Origin of the sequence: Sporosarcina koreensis, assembly GCF_042655825.1 — a bacterium.
GTDB lineage: Bacteria > Bacillota > Bacilli > Bacillales_A > Planococcaceae > Sporosarcina > Sporosarcina koreensis.
Genome location: NZ_JBHSNP010000029.1, coordinates 281,605 through 297,907, shown reverse-complemented (window position 1 = coordinate 297,907; position 16,303 = coordinate 281,605). Strand labels below are relative to the sequence as shown.

The 16,303-nt window shown below is 45.1% G+C and carries 13 protein-coding genes and 1 tRNA gene; 9 read left to right on the top strand and 5 right to left on the bottom strand.

Annotated elements, in window-relative coordinates:
- The first annotated feature begins 1 nt into the window (after position 1).
- A complete protein-coding gene (locus ACFPTP_RS17230; protein ID WP_381447362.1) occupies positions 2-1,918 on the top strand; it encodes a beta-propeller domain-containing protein in 1,917 nt (638 codons plus the stop codon).
- Positions 1,919-2,069: 151 nt separating this feature from the next.
- On the opposite strand, the gene ACFPTP_RS17225 is transcribed toward ACFPTP_RS17230, so the two are convergent.
- Entirely contained in the window at positions 2,070-3,719 is a 1,650-nt protein-coding gene (locus ACFPTP_RS17225) for a sensor domain-containing protein (protein ID WP_381447359.1), read from the bottom strand.
- 132 nt (positions 3,720-3,851) lie between these two features.
- On the opposite strand from ACFPTP_RS17225, the gene ACFPTP_RS17220 reads away from it, so the two are divergent.
- The 3 genes from ACFPTP_RS17220 (at position 3,852) to ACFPTP_RS17210 (ending at position 8,517) form a co-directional block, all read left to right on the top strand.
- The gene (locus ACFPTP_RS17220) at positions 3,852-4,775 is read left to right on the top strand and encodes a DMT family transporter (RefSeq protein ID WP_381447357.1); all 924 of its coding nucleotides are present in this window, start codon (positions 3,852-3,854) and stop codon (positions 4,773-4,775) included.
- A 189-nt stretch (positions 4,776-4,964) separates the two neighbouring features.
- Complete coding sequence (locus ACFPTP_RS17215; RefSeq protein ID WP_381447354.1) at positions 4,965-6,707, top strand: ABC transporter ATP-binding protein; 1,743 nt, start codon at positions 4,965-4,967, stop codon at positions 6,705-6,707.
- Positions 6,688-8,517, top strand: a complete 1,830-nt coding sequence (locus ACFPTP_RS17210) for an ABC transporter ATP-binding protein (RefSeq protein WP_381447352.1) — start codon at positions 6,688-6,690, stop codon at positions 8,515-8,517. The genes ACFPTP_RS17215 and ACFPTP_RS17210 overlap by 20 nt, the downstream gene beginning before the upstream one ends.
- 67 nt (positions 8,518-8,584) lie before the next feature.
- On the opposite strand, the gene ACFPTP_RS17205 is transcribed toward ACFPTP_RS17210, so the two are convergent.
- Both ACFPTP_RS17205 and ACFPTP_RS17200 read right to left on the bottom strand, forming a co-directional pair.
- Positions 8,585-9,055, bottom strand: a complete 471-nt coding sequence (locus ACFPTP_RS17205) for a YusW family protein (RefSeq protein WP_381447349.1) — start codon at positions 9,053-9,055, stop codon at positions 8,585-8,587.
- Between the two features lie 381 nt (positions 9,056-9,436).
- Positions 9,437-10,456 (bottom strand): DUF2804 domain-containing protein, encoded by a 1,020-nt coding sequence (locus ACFPTP_RS17200; RefSeq protein ID WP_465269811.1) that lies wholly within the window; start codon positions 10,454-10,456, stop codon positions 9,437-9,439.
- 70 nt (positions 10,457-10,526) lie between these two features.
- Here ACFPTP_RS17200 and ACFPTP_RS17195 point away from each other — a divergent pair.
- Positions 10,527-10,599, top strand: a tRNA-Ala gene (locus ACFPTP_RS17195).
- 482 nt (positions 10,600-11,081) lie between these two features.
- Here the strand turns inward: ACFPTP_RS17195 and ACFPTP_RS17190 are convergent.
- Positions 11,082-11,600, bottom strand: a complete 519-nt coding sequence (locus ACFPTP_RS17190; protein WP_381447347.1) for a hypothetical protein — start codon at positions 11,598-11,600, stop codon at positions 11,082-11,084.
- Positions 11,601-12,460: 860 nt separating this feature from the next.
- Between ACFPTP_RS17190 and ACFPTP_RS17185 the strand changes: the two genes are divergently transcribed.
- The 4 genes from ACFPTP_RS17185 to ACFPTP_RS17170 all read left to right on the top strand — a co-directional run bounded on the left by ACFPTP_RS17185 (position 12,461) and on the right by ACFPTP_RS17170 (position 15,163).
- On the top strand, positions 12,461-12,973 hold the full coding sequence (locus tag ACFPTP_RS17185; protein ID WP_381447345.1) for a sigma-70 family RNA polymerase sigma factor: 513 nt from the start codon (positions 12,461-12,463) through the stop codon (positions 12,971-12,973).
- Positions 12,966-13,523, top strand: a complete 558-nt coding sequence (locus tag ACFPTP_RS17180) for a hypothetical protein (RefSeq protein ID WP_381447343.1) — start codon at positions 12,966-12,968, stop codon at positions 13,521-13,523. Before ACFPTP_RS17185 ends, ACFPTP_RS17180 begins: the two co-directional genes overlap by 8 nt.
- Positions 13,453-14,022, top strand: a complete 570-nt coding sequence (locus ACFPTP_RS17175; protein ID WP_381447340.1) for a DUF4652 domain-containing protein — start codon at positions 13,453-13,455, stop codon at positions 14,020-14,022. Before ACFPTP_RS17180 ends, ACFPTP_RS17175 begins: the two co-directional genes overlap by 71 nt.
- Before the next feature lie 358 nt (positions 14,023-14,380).
- Positions 14,381-15,163, top strand: a complete 783-nt coding sequence (locus ACFPTP_RS17170) for an alpha/beta fold hydrolase (protein ID WP_381447758.1) — start codon at positions 14,381-14,383, stop codon at positions 15,161-15,163.
- A 133-nt stretch (positions 15,164-15,296) separates the two neighbouring features.
- Here ACFPTP_RS17170 and ACFPTP_RS17165 read toward each other — a convergent pair whose 3' ends face one another.
- The gene (locus tag ACFPTP_RS17165; RefSeq protein ID WP_381447338.1) at positions 15,297-16,265 is read right to left on the bottom strand and encodes a c-type cytochrome; all 969 of its coding nucleotides are present in this window, start codon (positions 16,263-16,265) and stop codon (positions 15,297-15,299) included.
- Between the last annotated feature and the right edge of the window lie 38 nt (positions 16,266-16,303).

Sequence of the window (16,303 nt, the reverse complement as noted above, 5' to 3'; positions counted from 1 at the left end):
GATGAAATTGAGGAGACAGGTAATTTGGTACAGTGTGGCTTTGATGATGGTTATGGTCGTTATGGCGGTTGCGATGTTCATGAAGAAGGAGAATGTTGCCGCCTATGATTCTATCGAAACGATCAAGTCCGAAGCTGATTTGAAAGCTTATTTTGAAAGAGCGAAAAAGATGCAGCAGTCCGCTGCAGTGAAGTATTCCGAAGTTGCGGAAGAAAAAGCCTCCATGGATAGCGCGAGTTCGGAGTCATCAAACGCGGTAGGAGGGGGCGACCATTCGACGACGAATAATCAAGTGGAAGGCGTCGATGAATCGGATATGGTGAAAACGGATGGCGAATATCTGTACTCCATTTTCGCAGGCACGTCCGTGAAGATCGTCGATATCCGGAATCCTCAACAGATGAAAGTTGCCGCTGAAATAAAACCGGATGACGACTATTATCCATCCCAGTTATTTTTACATGACGATTTGCTCGTTGTACTCGGGGAAAAAATGATTCGCTATCCGGATCCATCGGATGCCATGGACAAATCAGCAGCTATGGATCGGATCATGCCGATGAACAGCTTGACGACGGTCCGGCTGTACAGCATCGAGAAGCCTGAAAAGCCGGAGTTCATCCGTGAAATTGGCGTGGAAGGCTATTTGAAAAGTGCCAGGAAGACAGACGGCATGCTTTATCTAGTGACGAATGTGTTTCCGAACTTCTGGGCGATGAATGAAATCGAAGGCGATGCACTGCGTCCGCGCATCATTGATTCGAATGAAAAAGAAGAGAAATTCATGGAATTCAAGGATATCTCCATTCTGCCAGGCGCGGTGGACCCTTCCTATTCCGTCATCGCGGCAATCGACCTGTCGTCGCCGAAAACTTCCGAGCTCAAAACGAAAGGCTTTCTCGGAAGCAGCGATCAGATGTACATGACGAAAAACCATCTGTATTTGACGGCTTTGAAGTATGAAGCGCGCACAAATTCCCGCGGGATTGAAACGCTGATCTGGAATCCTGGCAAAGCGGATACGGAGATCTTCAAATTCAAGCTGGACGGGACGGACGTCAAGTTTTATCAATCGGCACAGTTGAGCGGTACGATTTTGAACCAATTTTCGATGGACGAATACAAAGGGAATTTCCGGGTCGTCATGACGGAGGGGAATATGTGGGATCAGAAAAACCCTTCGAAAAACCATCTCTATATTTTGAATGAAAAGATGGAGACGACCGGTTCAGTGAATGGCCTGGCGAAAGGGGAACGCATTTATTCGGCGCGGTTCATGGGGGATAAAGCATATATGGTGACGTTCAGGGAGACCGACCCGCTTTTCGTCATCGATGTCGCGGATCCAGCAAAGCCGAAAGTGTTGGGCGAATTGAAGATACCGGGGTTCTCGAATTATTTGCACCCATTGGATGAAAATCATTTGATCGGTTTCGGATATGACACAGTCGCGCAGAAAAATCCATCGGGAGGCGAGCCGCTGATTTTGACGAAGGGGATGAAAATCTCGCTGTTCGACGTCACCGATTTTCATAATCCGAAAGAGAAGTACACGGAAGTCATCGGGGGACGGGGTACGTATTCGGCTCTCCAATACGACCATAAAGCGTTGCTCCAACATAAAAAGAGAAATCTGTTCGGCTTCCCGGTGAGCATCTATGAAGAGGGCGCCAAGGAATTCGAAGTGGACTATAAAGGTTCAGGAGCGCTCGTCTATGAAATTACCCCTGAACACGGAATCGTGCTGAAAGGCGATTTGGTAAAGAAGAAAGCGTCCGGCGAACAATACGAAGACTGGGAGAAGCAGATCCAGCGCCTCGTATACAGCGGGGACAGCGTGTTCACGCTATCGATGGATGAAGTCAAAAGCTACAAGCTCGACTCCTTCAAGGAGATCGGCACGTTGAAGATGAAATGATGTATGGGGGAGGGAGCGCCTTGCGCTCCCTCTTTTTTATGTGGAAATCCTGTAAGGGTCCATTTATCCCGTTCCAAGGTCCATTCTTTTGCACAAAGACTCCATTAATCACACAAACAAAAACGGAGCCGCACCGAAGCGGCTCCGTTCCTTATGAAATTTCATTACCTTTTACAGGTGCTCCGATATAATAACCTTGTACAGCATCGACGCCCATTTCCTTCAATGCTTCGAATTGCTCCTCGGTTTCAACGCCTTCAGCGATGACGTAAAGGCCCATCGATTTGCCGAAAAGGATCATGCCTTCGACGAGCTGCCGCGTTTTCGGCATCGTCAGCAAGGAATTGATGAACACTTTATCGATTTTTACTTTGGAAATCGGCAATTGCTGCATGTACCGGAAAGAGGCATAGCCCGTTCCGAAATCATCCAGGATGAAACGGATGCCCGTCTCCTCAAACGCTTTCATTTGTTGGATGATTGCATGTTCCTGCTCAGCTTGGAAGGCGAATTTCTCCGTGATCTCCAACTCGAGCTTATCCGCCGGGCACTTCGTCTTTTCAAGAATGCCCATCAGTTTTTCCTTCATTTGAGAAGCTTCGCCGAACTCCCGCACGGATGAGTTGACGGAAATGCGGATATCCGGCTTATTGGCTGTCAGCTTTACTGCAAGTCTTGCCGCCTCCTCAAGCACGTAGGCCCCAATTGCGTGGATCAAACCGTTTTCCTCTGCAATCGGAATCAGTTCATCCGGCTGGATATGCCCGATTTCCTCGTCTTCCCAGCGGACAAGCGCTTCGTACACAAGAACCTTGCCCGTCACAATATCCAGTTGCGGCTGATAGACGACCTGCAAGCTGTTGTGATCCAGCGCGGTCAGCATCTTCTTGTCGATGAGCGAACGGCGGTTCAACACTTTGTGGGACTCCGCGGATAAGGAAGCGATGCGTCCTCCGCCTTGCTCGGTAATATTCTTCGTCGCCGCCAACGCAGCTTTGTACAGATGGGAATAAGAGAGCTGATCCTCCGGGAAGCGGACGATTCCGCCGCTTACCGATAACGGCAATGAATGGTTTTCAACGTAGATCGGCTGTTCTTTCAAAAATTCCAGGAACCCTTGGACAAACCAATCTCCGAAGGACGTCAATACGACAAATTGGCTGACGCCGATTCTTGCAATTGGGTCTCCTTGGAAATATCGTTTCAGCCGGTTCGTAAATTCTTGAACTAAAACCGATTCCGAATCATACGACTGCAGATCTTTCAGTGTATAATAGTGATCGATTGCTATGTAGACGAACGAAAAGTGTCGATCCTCATGAATGTATTCATTGACCAACGTCTCCAATTTGTGCCGGCTCATCAGTCCGGTCTCAAAATCGATGAAGGCGATTTGCTGCAGTTTCTCCTTCAGCTCAACTTCTTCAGTAATATCAAGCTCTAAAAACGTGCAGGACTCAAGTTTTCCTTCCGCATCAAGTACGGGGATCGCCATCATCTGGACGTAATAGGGCTCGCCATGCCGGGTCAGTTTTTCGACTTTGCCGAACCAGGATTTCCCGTTCGTCACTCGGTTCCATATCGCATGTGCCTGCGTTTGGCTATGTTCATCCTCGGAAAACATTTGCCAAAAGGATTTTCCGAGAATACGTTTTGGTGTCCAATTGCTTGAAGCTAGGAAGTTATGATTCGTATAAGTGATCAAGCCTTCACCATCCGTACGGGTCACCATTAAGAACTCAATGAGACTGTCCATAACAAGCGGCAGCTCGGTTCTGTCTACTTGGTTTGCCGATTTCATCTTTTTGTCCCCTTTCGGATGTCATATGTATTTTATTATATAGGAAGTTCAGTAAATTTACAGTACATCTTTTGTGGCGGAACAAGCACATCTAAGAAGTTACTAGACAACTAGAAAAGGTGGTGGAATGATATGGAAAGAGCAAAAGGGATTTTCATGATCATCTTGGGGGCAATGCTTTGGGGTGCAACAGGGCCGATGATGGAATGGATTCTTGACTCCGGAAAAATGTCCGTCTCCTTCATGCTCATCATCCGGCTGGTGCTTGCAGGACTCGGACTCCTTCTCGTTTTGAAAATGAAAGGCGTACATATAACCCGCCCGCTTCGCAACAAAGTATGGCTGCGTCAAATGGTCATCTTCGGCATCGTCGGAATGCTCGGCGTTCAATTTACATTCGCGGGCTCCATCAATACGAGCAACGCGGTCGTCGCAACGCTGTTTCAATTCCTGGCGCCGATCTATATCATCCTTTTCGTTTCAATCAGGCAAAAGGAGCGCCCGCCTGCATCCCAAGTGATCGGAATGGCTGTCACAATGGCAGGCCTCTTCCTCCTTCTGACGAACGGGTCGCTTTCCGACTTCGCTTTGACGAAAGTGGCGCTCCTATTCGGACTCGCTGTCGGATTCACATTCGCATTTTACACGCTGTATCCTGTCCGGCTGATGAATGAATGGGGCGTCCTCCTCTCCGTAGGGTGGGGGATGCTCATCGGGGGACTCACACTCCTTCTATTGAATATATTGAGGTTCGGCAATGAAATCGGTGCACTCGCCGATGTGAAGCTGTCTGCCATGCTGCTGCTCGTCATCATCGTCGGAACGGTCGCATTCCTCCTGTTCCTCGGAAGCATGAAATATATATCGCCGGTCGAAACGAGCATCCTTTCAAGCTTCGAACCGCTGACGGCAATGATCATTTCCGTCATCTGGTTCGGCAGCGTATTGGGCGTTTGGCAAATGGTCGGCGGCGCAATCATGCTCCTCGGCGTCACAGGTCTCTCAGTGGCGGGAAGCAAGGCGAAGGAAGAAGAGGGCATACCACCGGAATCCTAATGAGGGTTCCGGTTTTTTAGTGCTTTTTGAAATTAATTACATGTAGAAAGAGACGTCCCGATGCGATTTTTAGATGTCTGAACATCCTAACTAATCAATATACGCCCTATACAGAAACCGCTCTCTGTGTCATAATGGTGACAATAAAAATAATTCGTAATACGAAAGAGTTTTTGGGGGTCCGGTACGATGAAAACAGTTTTTTCTTATGCAAAGCCGTACAAATGGCCGATACTCATTGCCCTGTTCCTCATGCTGACGGAACTTGCGGTCGAGCTGATCCAGCCATTATTGATAGCCAAAATCATCGACGATGGTATTTTGGCGGAAGATGTTGGCGTCATTTGGACGTGGGGAAGCGTCATGATGGGATTGGCTTTTATCGCATTCTTTTCAGGTGTGATCAATTCCTATTTCGCGGCGCACGCAGCGCAAAGTTTCGCTTTTGACCTGCGCCAGGCATTATTCCGCCAAGTGCAGTCATTTTCCATGGCGACTTTTTTGAGATTCCCGACAGCGGGATTGATCACTCGATTGACGAGCGACGTGACGATGGCGCAAAACGTCCTCTTCATGGGCTTGCGCGTCATGATGCGAGCACCGTTGTTAGTTATCGGGAGTTTGGCAATGGCATTTGTCGTCAATGTAAAACTTGCTATGTATCTTGTCATCGGTGCGCCTTTCCTGTTCATTTTCCTATTCATCATGGCGCGAAAAGGGGTCGGCTACTTCGCCAACGTTCAACATAGGCTTGACCGCGTCAACCGCGTCATCCAGGAGAATTTACAAGCGGTCCGTTTAATAAAAGCGTATTTGCGTGGAATGTACGAAGCAAGCCGATTCATGAAAGTGGCAGATGCATTAAAGAAGGATACCGTTAAAGCGATGCGGATGATGGAGCTGATTTTGCCGGTCCTGTTGTTTGTCATGAACGTTAGCTTGATGGCCGTCCTTTGGTTCGGATCCGTTGAAATCCGCACGGGGAATGCACAAGTCGGTGAACTTGTTGCCGTCGTCAACTATGCAATGCGGATGACTGGTGCATTTTCAATGTTCGCGTGGATCCTAGTTGCGTTCTCCCGGGCCAAAGCGTCATCCGAACGAATGGAGGAAGTATTGCTTGCGAACGAAGACTTGGAACAGCATGAATCCGAAAGTTCCAGCTTCACTCGGTTTACAGGAGATCTGCGATTCGAAAACGTTTCGTTCAATTATCCAGGAAAGTCCGAGCCGATATTGGATAATGTGTCGTTCCATGTAGCGGCGGGTGAGAAGCTTGCCATTATGGGGGCGACCGGATCCGGAAAATCCACTCTTCTGAATCTCATTCCGCGCATTTTCGAAGCGACCGAAGGGAAGATCTTTGTCGGCGGAGTCGAAGTGAATGATTGGCCGTTGAAGGATTTACGTGACACGATCGGGCTTGTTCCGCAGCAATCGATCCTTTTCACAGGGTCCATTCTCGAGAACCTCTCCTGGGGGGATGCCGATGCAGCGCCGGATGAGTTGGAGGAAGCCGCGAAAAAGGCGCAAATTCATGAATCAATTGATTTATTCCCACAGAGGTACGGAACGCGTGTTGGACAAAAAGGCGTCAATCTATCAGGCGGGCAAAAGCAGCGACTCTCCATTGCGCGTGCACTTGTCCGAAAGCCATCAATTCTCATACTTGACGATAGCACGAGCGCGCTCGACGTTAAAACGGAAAACGCCTTATGGGATGCATTGGAAGAAGAAGCTGCGACAATGCTCGTCGTTACGCAAAAAGTGCAGACAGCGAGAGGTGCGGATCAGATTCTTCTGCTCGATGAGGGGAAAGTTGTTGCATACGGCACCCATTCAGACTTGATGGCAGAATCCGAATTGTATCGGAAGATTGCTGAATCCCAGTCAGAAGAGGAGGTGGTCATCCATGGTGAGGATCACGCGTAAACCTTTCGGATATGAACCGATTATTAAGAAGGAAGATATTAAAGGGCCAGGCAGGAAAAAGGTGGAACGGGCAGGGGATTGGAAGTCTGTTTTATCGAGGATCTGGAAGCTCGTTGATGAACAACGGGGCTTGCTCATTACTGTGCTTGTACTCGTTCTTTTCAGCTCCGGTTTCGCGCTATTGGGGCCGCTCCTAATTGGGAAGATCATTGATGAGTATATCATCCCGATGCAATTTGACGGTTTGGCGGGCATCATTGGGCTGCTGATTGCAATCTACGCGGGGCTGTCATTATCAACCTATTTCCAAAGCTTTTGGATGGTTGGCATCGCGCAACAAACGATCCTTAGATTGCGCACGAATTTATTTTCACATCTTCAAAAGCTGCCGGTAACGTTTTTCGATAGACGGCAGCATGGAGAATTGATGAGCCGTCTGACGAATGATATTGAAAACGTCAGCCAGACGTTGAACTCTTCATTCATCCAAGTGTTCGCGAGTATTTTGACGTTGACGGGGACATTGGCTGTCATGCTTTACTTAAGCCCGATTTTGACATTGTTGACGATGATCATCGTACCCGTCATGTTTATCGCGATCCGGTGGATCACCCGCCGAACAGGTTTGCTTTTTAAGGAGCAACAGCAAGCTGTCGGTGAGTTGAACGGAATGATTGAGGAAACGATTTCCGGGCAGCGGATCGTCAAAGCGTTTTCCCAAGAAGAACGGGTCATGGAAGAGTTTGCACAAAAAAGCGAACGTCTTCGTCGGACGGGATTTTGGGCAATGACGTATTCCGGGTTCATTCCGAAAGTGATGAACATGCTGAATAACGCCGCCTTCGCAATCGTTGCGGGCGTCGGTGGCCTGTTGGCGCTTAAGAGTGATGGTCTCGTCACGATCGGTACAATCGTCATCTTTTCCGAGTACGCCCGCCAATTCACGCGGCCGCTCAATGATCTGTCCAACCAGTTCAACACGGTCCTTTCGGCAATTGCCGGGGCGGAACGTGTATTCAGAATCATGGATGAGCCGATTGAGCAGGATGACGCGACTGAACATGCAGACACGATCCTTGCAGGGGACGTCGAGTTCAGAAATGTTTCCTTCGGTTATGCTGTCGACACGGACGGCTATACGATCGACGATGTCTCCTTCCATGTAAAACCGGGTGAAACCGCTGCATTCGTCGGCGCAACCGGTGCAGGGAAGACGACAATCATGCAGCTTCTTGCCCGATTCTACGAAACGAATAAAGGTCAGATTTTAATCGACGGCATCCCGATCAAAGAGCTGCCGCGTCAAACGCTGCGGAGTCAAATGGCATTCGTTTTGCAAGATCCGTTCCTATTCGAAGCATCTGTCATGGAGAATATCCGGTACGGTAGGCTTGACGCTACTGATGAAGAAGTGATCGAGGCGGCGAAACAGGCGAATGCCCATAGCTTCATTTCAAGGCTTGAAGATGGCTACAACACCGTTTTGACAGCCGATGGAGGAGAAATTTCACAAGGCCAGAAACAATTGCTTTCCATCGCAAGGGCACTCGTCGCCGATCCGGTACTACTGTTGTTAGATGAAGCTACAAGCAGCATCGACACCGTCACGGAACTGCAAATCCAGGAAGCATTGGAACGATTGATGCAAGGCAGGACGAGTTTCGTCATCGCCCACAGATTGAACACGGTCCGGAAAGCCGACACCGTCTACGTCATGGGCCAAGGGAAGCTCATCGAATCCGGCACCCAAGAGGAATTGATCGAAAAACAAGGGGTTTACTACACGATGCTGAAGGATTCGAAGATTTGAGCGCATAAAAACAGGCGGGGAATTTTTCCTCCGCCTGTTCCAATTCACACCCCGGCAGAACCGGGAATCATTTATGATCTTCAATAACCATTTTTGTACCGTCATCAAAGTCGATTTCCAAATCGAACTTCGTATACGTGTCTACGCCAAACCACTCCATAATATTCTCCTTGACGTCTTTTTCCGATAAACTCTTTTTCGTCGCAAATTTCACGAAAAGCGGATCTAGTTCATTGAAAGCTTCCTGAGCCTTCAAATTCAAGCCCGCCAATTTATTCACATACTTGGCTCTATGATTTTTCGCGACTTCATATTCCACGTCGATGACATCTTTCCCATCGACATCAATCTCCAAATCGAACTTATTGAAGCCATACCCGCCCCCTGTATTCATAGTGCCGCCTTCTTTTTCATTTTCATACATAATCGTCGCATCTTCCCGCTTAGGATTATCCGCATTCTTGCTCGAATTCCCGCACGCGCTCAAGACGAGCACGGCAGCTAAAAAGAGCATGACGATCTTCATCGTATCTCTCATGATTGCAAACCTCCTGTTGTAGTCTTCTGTTCAGTAATTTCCTTCATTCTACGAAATTAAACACAATGGCCGTTTCGAAGGGAGCGGGGACTGTCCACATGCAATCGCTTGAAAAGGGGACAAGTGGTGATAAACTCCGTCTGAGTGGTGATAAAAGTTATTTATGCGGTGATAAACATGGTGCGAGTGGTGATAACCAGTGCCCGAGCGGTGATAAAGTGCTGTTAACCAGTGATAACCTATTTTAGGGCGCCCTGAAATGGACAATTTCAGCCGAGTCGGTGGTAAACTAGTCCGAATCGGTGGTAAAGTGCCGAGAATCGGTGGTAAACACTATGTTTGCACATGAAAAACAACCGGCGCTTTCGCCGGTTGTTTACATTACCATTTTGCGCGGTGGTCTTCCGCGCAGCCGAGCATTTGCCGGATTCTGAGCGTCGAGCCGTCGTGCAGCTTGACGCGGCCGTTGAAATAGCCGACGAGTTGGTTGACGTTCGTTTGGACGAGCTGCGCATTCGTCTTCGCAACCCGTTCAAAGAAAGGGGAAAATGTCAGGTTTACATGATCGGAAAACTTTGTCCCGATATGCCAAGGATCCATGTAATTGTCCTTGTCATACGTGAAAATGACATCTTCATGCAGCTTCGTCATGACGCCGTCAACGAACACAGCGTTTTCCGTCATGCCCGTGCCGTCCGTCCATTTCCCACCGAAATTTAATCCGATACGGCGTCCGCCTAAACGCTGAGACGCCATCGCCCAGTTCCACTCCGCCTCTCGAGGCCAAACTCCGCGTCCAAAATCCAAAACGGCAAAGCTGTAATCTGGATTGAAATTATAACGTCTATTCCCGATCTTCACGAATCCTGCAGTCGGCAATGTATGATGCTTCGCGGTGAACTGGAATCGGTCCCGGTTGCGCGGGATGACAACGTTCAACGAATCGTCCCCGTCCGGATGCGTAATATGCAGATCGGCATGCAGCACTTCATTATCAAAATCGGGTATTGTCACAGATAGATGGGTTTCTCCTTGCATATGGACAAGCTGGACGGACATCCGCTCATTGACGAATTTCACGCTGCCGAGCACGTCTTCCGGCATCTTCACTTTCCGCCCGACAGGCAGCACAACCTGCTTCTCATAGAAGCGCTGCGTCTCATAATCGAGCAAATAGACGAAGCAAACAGCCGCATAATCCAAATGGCTGATTGTCGCGGAAAATAGAAGGTCCTCGCCGAACACACACCAATAATTCCATTTCTTCTTCCGCATGAAATGGCCTTTTAAATTGCTTATAATGAACGGACGGCGGGCGAATCCAATCGCTTCAGGATTCAGCATCCCTTTCGAATCGCACAGAAACACCGTATCCTTCAGTTCTTTCTCAGCATGCTGCAAGGAGATCTCCCCCAATCATCTATTGTCTTTTTTATATGACATGTTATAATCTATATTGTATCAGATATACGGGGCATTAGCTCAGCTGGGAGAGTGTCACGCTGGCAGTGTGAAGGTCACCGGTTCGAACCCGGTATGCTCCATCATAAGGAAATCCTCTTGAACCCTTGATGTATAAGGGTTTTTTAATTTTATCTTTTAAGTTGTTGATGTAAAACGACGTGAAAAGCAAGTATTTGTAAAAATGATGTAAATCTTTTACGATAAATGAAGTCATAATATGATAAATGACATAAAGAACGAGTGGAGTTGGAGGAAATAACCTTATCCTTATAGAAGCAATATAACTTTCTACTTACTTGCAATTGGTTACAGTATTAAGCTTCACAGCTTAAGCTTGAAACGACAAGGATCTATTTAGAGAAATTGTTTGAGAAAGAACCGCATGCCATCCATTCCTGGGACTCGGCGACTTGGAGAATATATTTGAAATCGTTCAGATGGTTCGTCAGTTTCTATTATTTTTGTGAAAAGTAACAAGTTTCTTGGTATTCTTTGTAGAATAGAAAAATCCTACTCCATTTTGGAATAGGATTTTATTTTAGAGTTGTCACGACGTGATTGTTTAGTATGTTATAGCTGTTCCAGTTGTTGATACTCCATCATATGCATAATTGGAATTCGTGATTGAAACACTAAATCCTGAACTAGAAACAGTAACGCCACTGATACTAGCACTTGACCATGTATGTGTAAAGTGAGTACGAGCAGTAGTGTTAACTCTTCCTTTGAAATTTGGCCAGACAGTTATATAAGCTTTATCCCATGTATATTCATAAGCTAAACTAGTATAAATGTGATCTTGAGCTCTGTAATAAACCCCGCGCGGCTCACTTTTTGAAGGAGTTATATTTTGGTTATATACTTTGTTGAAGTTATCAGCTGTGTAAAAGGAAGATGTTGATATTTCGATATTAGTAGGATCTCCGAAGTATATACCTAGACCATCTTCTCCACCAACAGCAGATCCAAGACTACTTTTATGTTTCAACCAGTAAGGTTCATTCCAAGAATCTCGTTTCCAGGCGATACTGGCTGAAATAAAATATCCTTGTGAAGATGAATAAACAGTAGGTTTATTCACGCTCACCTCAGTCGTGGGGATTCCTGCCATTGGAGTAATTAAGGAATCGGCTTCATCTCCACTTACTCGTTTGATACCGTACTTCTCAATCTTTTTATCTACTTTGGCTTAAAGAGAATGTTGCACATCTAATAGATCAGGCTCGACAATATCTAGAGATGGTTTCTTTTGAATGTGTTGAAGGAAATAAATGTATGGTCACGTTTATTAGTAGGTATCAAAAGGTTAATGTAGAAGCAACGAATTTAGGGACAATCATTAAAATGAAAACAGAGCAGGAGACTCATACCAGAACTTAATTACCTGAAGATATACAAGGAAAAGTTTTAAAGGATGCTTATTCTAATGAGGAAATGGAAAAGTGATTTTTAAGTACTCTATTATTTTGGTTGCTGAAGGTATTGGGAAATTAATCCACCAATCTCAACCTCGTTCTAAACAGATCAGGGTTATACCTGGTTGTGTGCTTAAAAATTTTATCACGTATCACTTTACAGAAATCTCATCTTTTCACTCTTGCATTAGCGTGATCGATGCACAGACATCCCTGTGTTACTATATTGATAACTTGGTAAGTGGAATTTCCACGTAGATTATTCGTTGGCATGCTGCGGACTAACTGGCTTTGGCAGGTGAGCAATTTTTTCCTAGTCACCCTGACAATATCCCTTCGAAATGCTTCAAAAATGACCGCAGATAGGAAATATACTAATAAGATGTTGAATTGTCTGTCAGTAATGAATCGGCTGCTTTTTATATGGCGGCCGATTTTTGTTGAATAATGAAATTGAAGTTTTATTTCGAAAAATGAACCTTTGATCTTTGAGCCTCGTTTATACTTATGAAAGGGGGAATGACTCGTGAATAAAGAACAATTGTTAGAAGAAATAATGGACCAATACACAGATCTATTATTTCGAATTGCTTATTACTATACGAAAGATATACAAGTGTCTGAAGATATCATACAAGATACATTCGTGAAATTTTACCATTCATCTCATTATGAAGAACAGGGAAACTTAAAGGCTTATTTATCAAAAATGACCATTAATTGTTGTAAAGATTATTTAAGAAGTTGGTCTTATCGTAAAATAATCGTTCAAAAAAAGTTAACACAAAAACACTACTCTCATAAAGATGTTCTAATTCAGTCTGATGAAACAGATTTGCTTGATGAAGCAATCCTATCACTGCCTATCAAAAAACGGGAGGCGATTATTTATTATTATCTTGAAAATATGTCGATAAAAGAAATCGCTTCGTTATTATCTATTTCTGAAAATACCGTTAAATCACGGTTGAGAAGCGGTAAAGAGACGTTAAGAACGAGTTTAGAGCATATCGAGTGGGAGGTATTGTTACATGACTAATTACCGAATGAAACGGCTACAAAATACAGTAGAAAATAAAAAACGAATAATGTTGAATACTCGTCAAAAAATAGCTGAGCCAAAGAAAAAAGCAATTAATTGGACGTATTTTTCAACATCTATGGCTGTTATTGTTTTTTGTATATTTGGTGCAGTTTTATTATGGGATTCCATTGAGAATCCTCATGTCAACAACAATTCAAGCATGTTTGTTAAACAATCTGAAGTTGAAAAGATGGTTAATGAATCTGAAGTTGAAAAGATGGTTATTGATATTGCAAGTAAATCGATTACGATTGAAGATAGAGTAACAATAGGATTAATAGCCGATTGGTTAAACGAAGTATCTTCTAAGCCTCAGCAGAAGCTTGAGAATGATCCACCAGCTTTATATAATATTTATATACAAAATAAGGGTTATTATCCGACCGGAGCAATTTCAATTACAAGTGATAAGTTGATAATTGGAGAAAACTTTAATGAAATCTCTACTCAACAATATGAAACGATTTCCAATTTATTATCTGAAATTATGGGACAGAGAAAATGATATTGTATACAACGAACTTTTTGAAATAGAGGTAGGGGCGAACTATGAGATAGCAGATGCTAGTTACCATTCGGGCTGGAAAACATCTCCCGATGGTTTACAACGAGCAACAATTTATGGAAAAGGTGAAAATGCAATTGAAGAAGGGGAAGCGTTACTTGTTATAGAAAACCTGAAAACAAACAAATCAACCATATATAAACTCAAAGATAACAGTGTTGCTCAAAATACCCCTAAATATGTAGAATGGATTGATGAAAACCGCCTCTTTGTGATTGTTGGTTTCGCTCATGGTACCGTGACCAAAGGCGGTCAACTTTATGAAATGAACCTAGAGGATAATACCGTTATGCCAGTATTCGAAGATCTAGCAGTCAATGAAGAAATCACGTCTATTAAAGCCAATGACGACGGTACATTCACGTATGAAAAATATGATGTTTTTTCTGAAGGCTACCTAGAAGAGGGTATACTTCAACTACCTCCTGCTAAAAAATGAAATTCTAAGAAATGGGAGTTACTTAAAAATAAGATATCTCTTGCTTCTGCCTGATAGCGCAAACTTTAAAACAAACTCGGATGGTGTAACATCTATTTGAATAATGTGTTGCTCAACTATTTCGGTTAGCGAATATCCTGCTTTACTTAAAGATCGGAGCTGCTTAGACGGCTCTGTTTTCTTGTTCAACTAAATGGGAGGTTAGTTTAAGAAACCTTGTAATTAATTGTCATTAGGAACCTTTGTCAAAATAATATTTGACGGGGTTTCTTTTTTTTTTGAAACGGCAGGTAATCACGTATGTCTTCAAAATTGAATATCTTATAGGCGAAGCCATTATAACAACGGAGGAATCGTTATCGGATATTTTATTAATGTAGAGTCTGGTGTAAATCTGTATGTTGAAGATCTTAATCCAGAAGGCAAAAAGACCATTGTTTTTATACATGGCTGGCCATTGAGTCATAAACAGTTCGAATATCAGTTTAATGTCCTTCCATCAATGGGGTATCGCTGTATCGGCATAGACTGGAGAGGCTTCGGAAATTCGGATAAACCATTCGGTGGCTATACGTTAGATAGACTGGCTGATGATATCCGTTCTGTTGTTGGAGCGCTTCAACTGAAAAATTTTGCGCTTGTGGGTCATTCGACAGGTGGATCTATTGCGATTCGATACATGACTAGATATGGAGGTTACGGAGTATCTCAGCTAGTCCTTGTTGATGCGGCAGCTCCCACCGGCTTTACAGCAGAAACAGCTGATCGATACCTTGCGCAAACGTTAAATGACCGCCCTAAAATGATGCAAGAAGTAATAGATGGTTTTTTCTTTCAGTATATAACTCGCCACTTCTCGGATTGGTTTTTTCAAATGGGAATGCAGGCTGCAGGATGGTCAACCGCTGCGATAATAAAACTATTAAGAGAAGTGAATTTGTACGAAGACCTTCCAAAAATAGTTGACCCGACATTAATTATTCACGGTATTCATGACAAAGTCATTCCATTTTCACAAGCAAAGGAACTGAATCAATTAATCCCCAATTCGCAGCTAGTCCCGTTTAAATATAGTGGCCATGGTGCTTTTTGGGAAGAACGCGATAAGTTTAATCGGTTATTGACGCAATTCATTAATTGACAATAAGGCGTGGAAAGGAACTAACACCGTCGGCAAAACTAGCCGTCGCACGTCCAAAGCAAGCCGCCCCTATCACCAATGTACCAACAAAAAATTGCCCTCCACAAATTCGTGAGGGCAATGATCATTTCAATCAATTATCCTTCCCGAGCACTTTCTCCCAATCAATCGTTCCTTCTTTCACTTGATCGCGAAGTTCCTTCGTCATGACGTCCGTCGGGCGATTTCCGTTCGGCCAGTCGTCATCGTGGCCTTTCCACTCGGGGCGGTCTTGGGAGAGGATGAAAGCGGCAAGGTCAGCGGCTTCTTGGTCCGTCAATGAATTCGGTTGTCCGAGCGGCATATTGTTTTTAATGAACCCGGCATTTTTGGACATGCGCGCCATCCCAGCACCGTCGTTATAGGAACCTTCTCCCCAAAGCGCTGGTCCAGTATTCGGTCCGGTGCCCGATCCGTCTGATGCATGGCAGGCGACACATGATTGTTGGAACACTCTCTCGCCATTCTCCACGTCTGGAACAGGGACGTCCTTCATATCGTTTTTGCCGAGCCATTCAAGCTCTGCACCTATCGGAATCCCTTCAGAAATGTACGACAAATAAGCGACCATCGCATTGAGATCCTCATCGTCTTCTTCAAATGGCTGACCGTTCATGCTGCGCACCATGCATCCGTTAATACGATCTTCGAGAGTAAGGACTTTGTCAGCCCTCTCATTATATTGAGGATAAACGGCTGCAACACCGACGAGGGAAGAGGTGTCTCGGTCAAGACCGTCACCCGCATGGCAGCTTATACACGCTAATTCATTAACAAGATTTTCCCCGTCCTCCACTGAAGATGCCTTCGCGCGTATTGCGTTGGACGTATCATTTATTAACTCGCGTCCTCTTAAAATTGCATCACCCATGGGGCCTTCAGGTACATCGTCCAAGGAAGGGGGGTTATACGCAATCTCCCCGCTCTTCTCTTCCGGCGCAGATGATCCTGATCCTTCCTGCATGAGGGATTTATCGATCTTCAGCTGGTTCGCCAACAGGACAATGACCCCTAAGGATATGAGAAATAAGAATCCGATTGTAAGTGTAGTTGATCTTTTCATCTGTCTCCCTCCCGTTCACTAACTGTATTACTCTACTA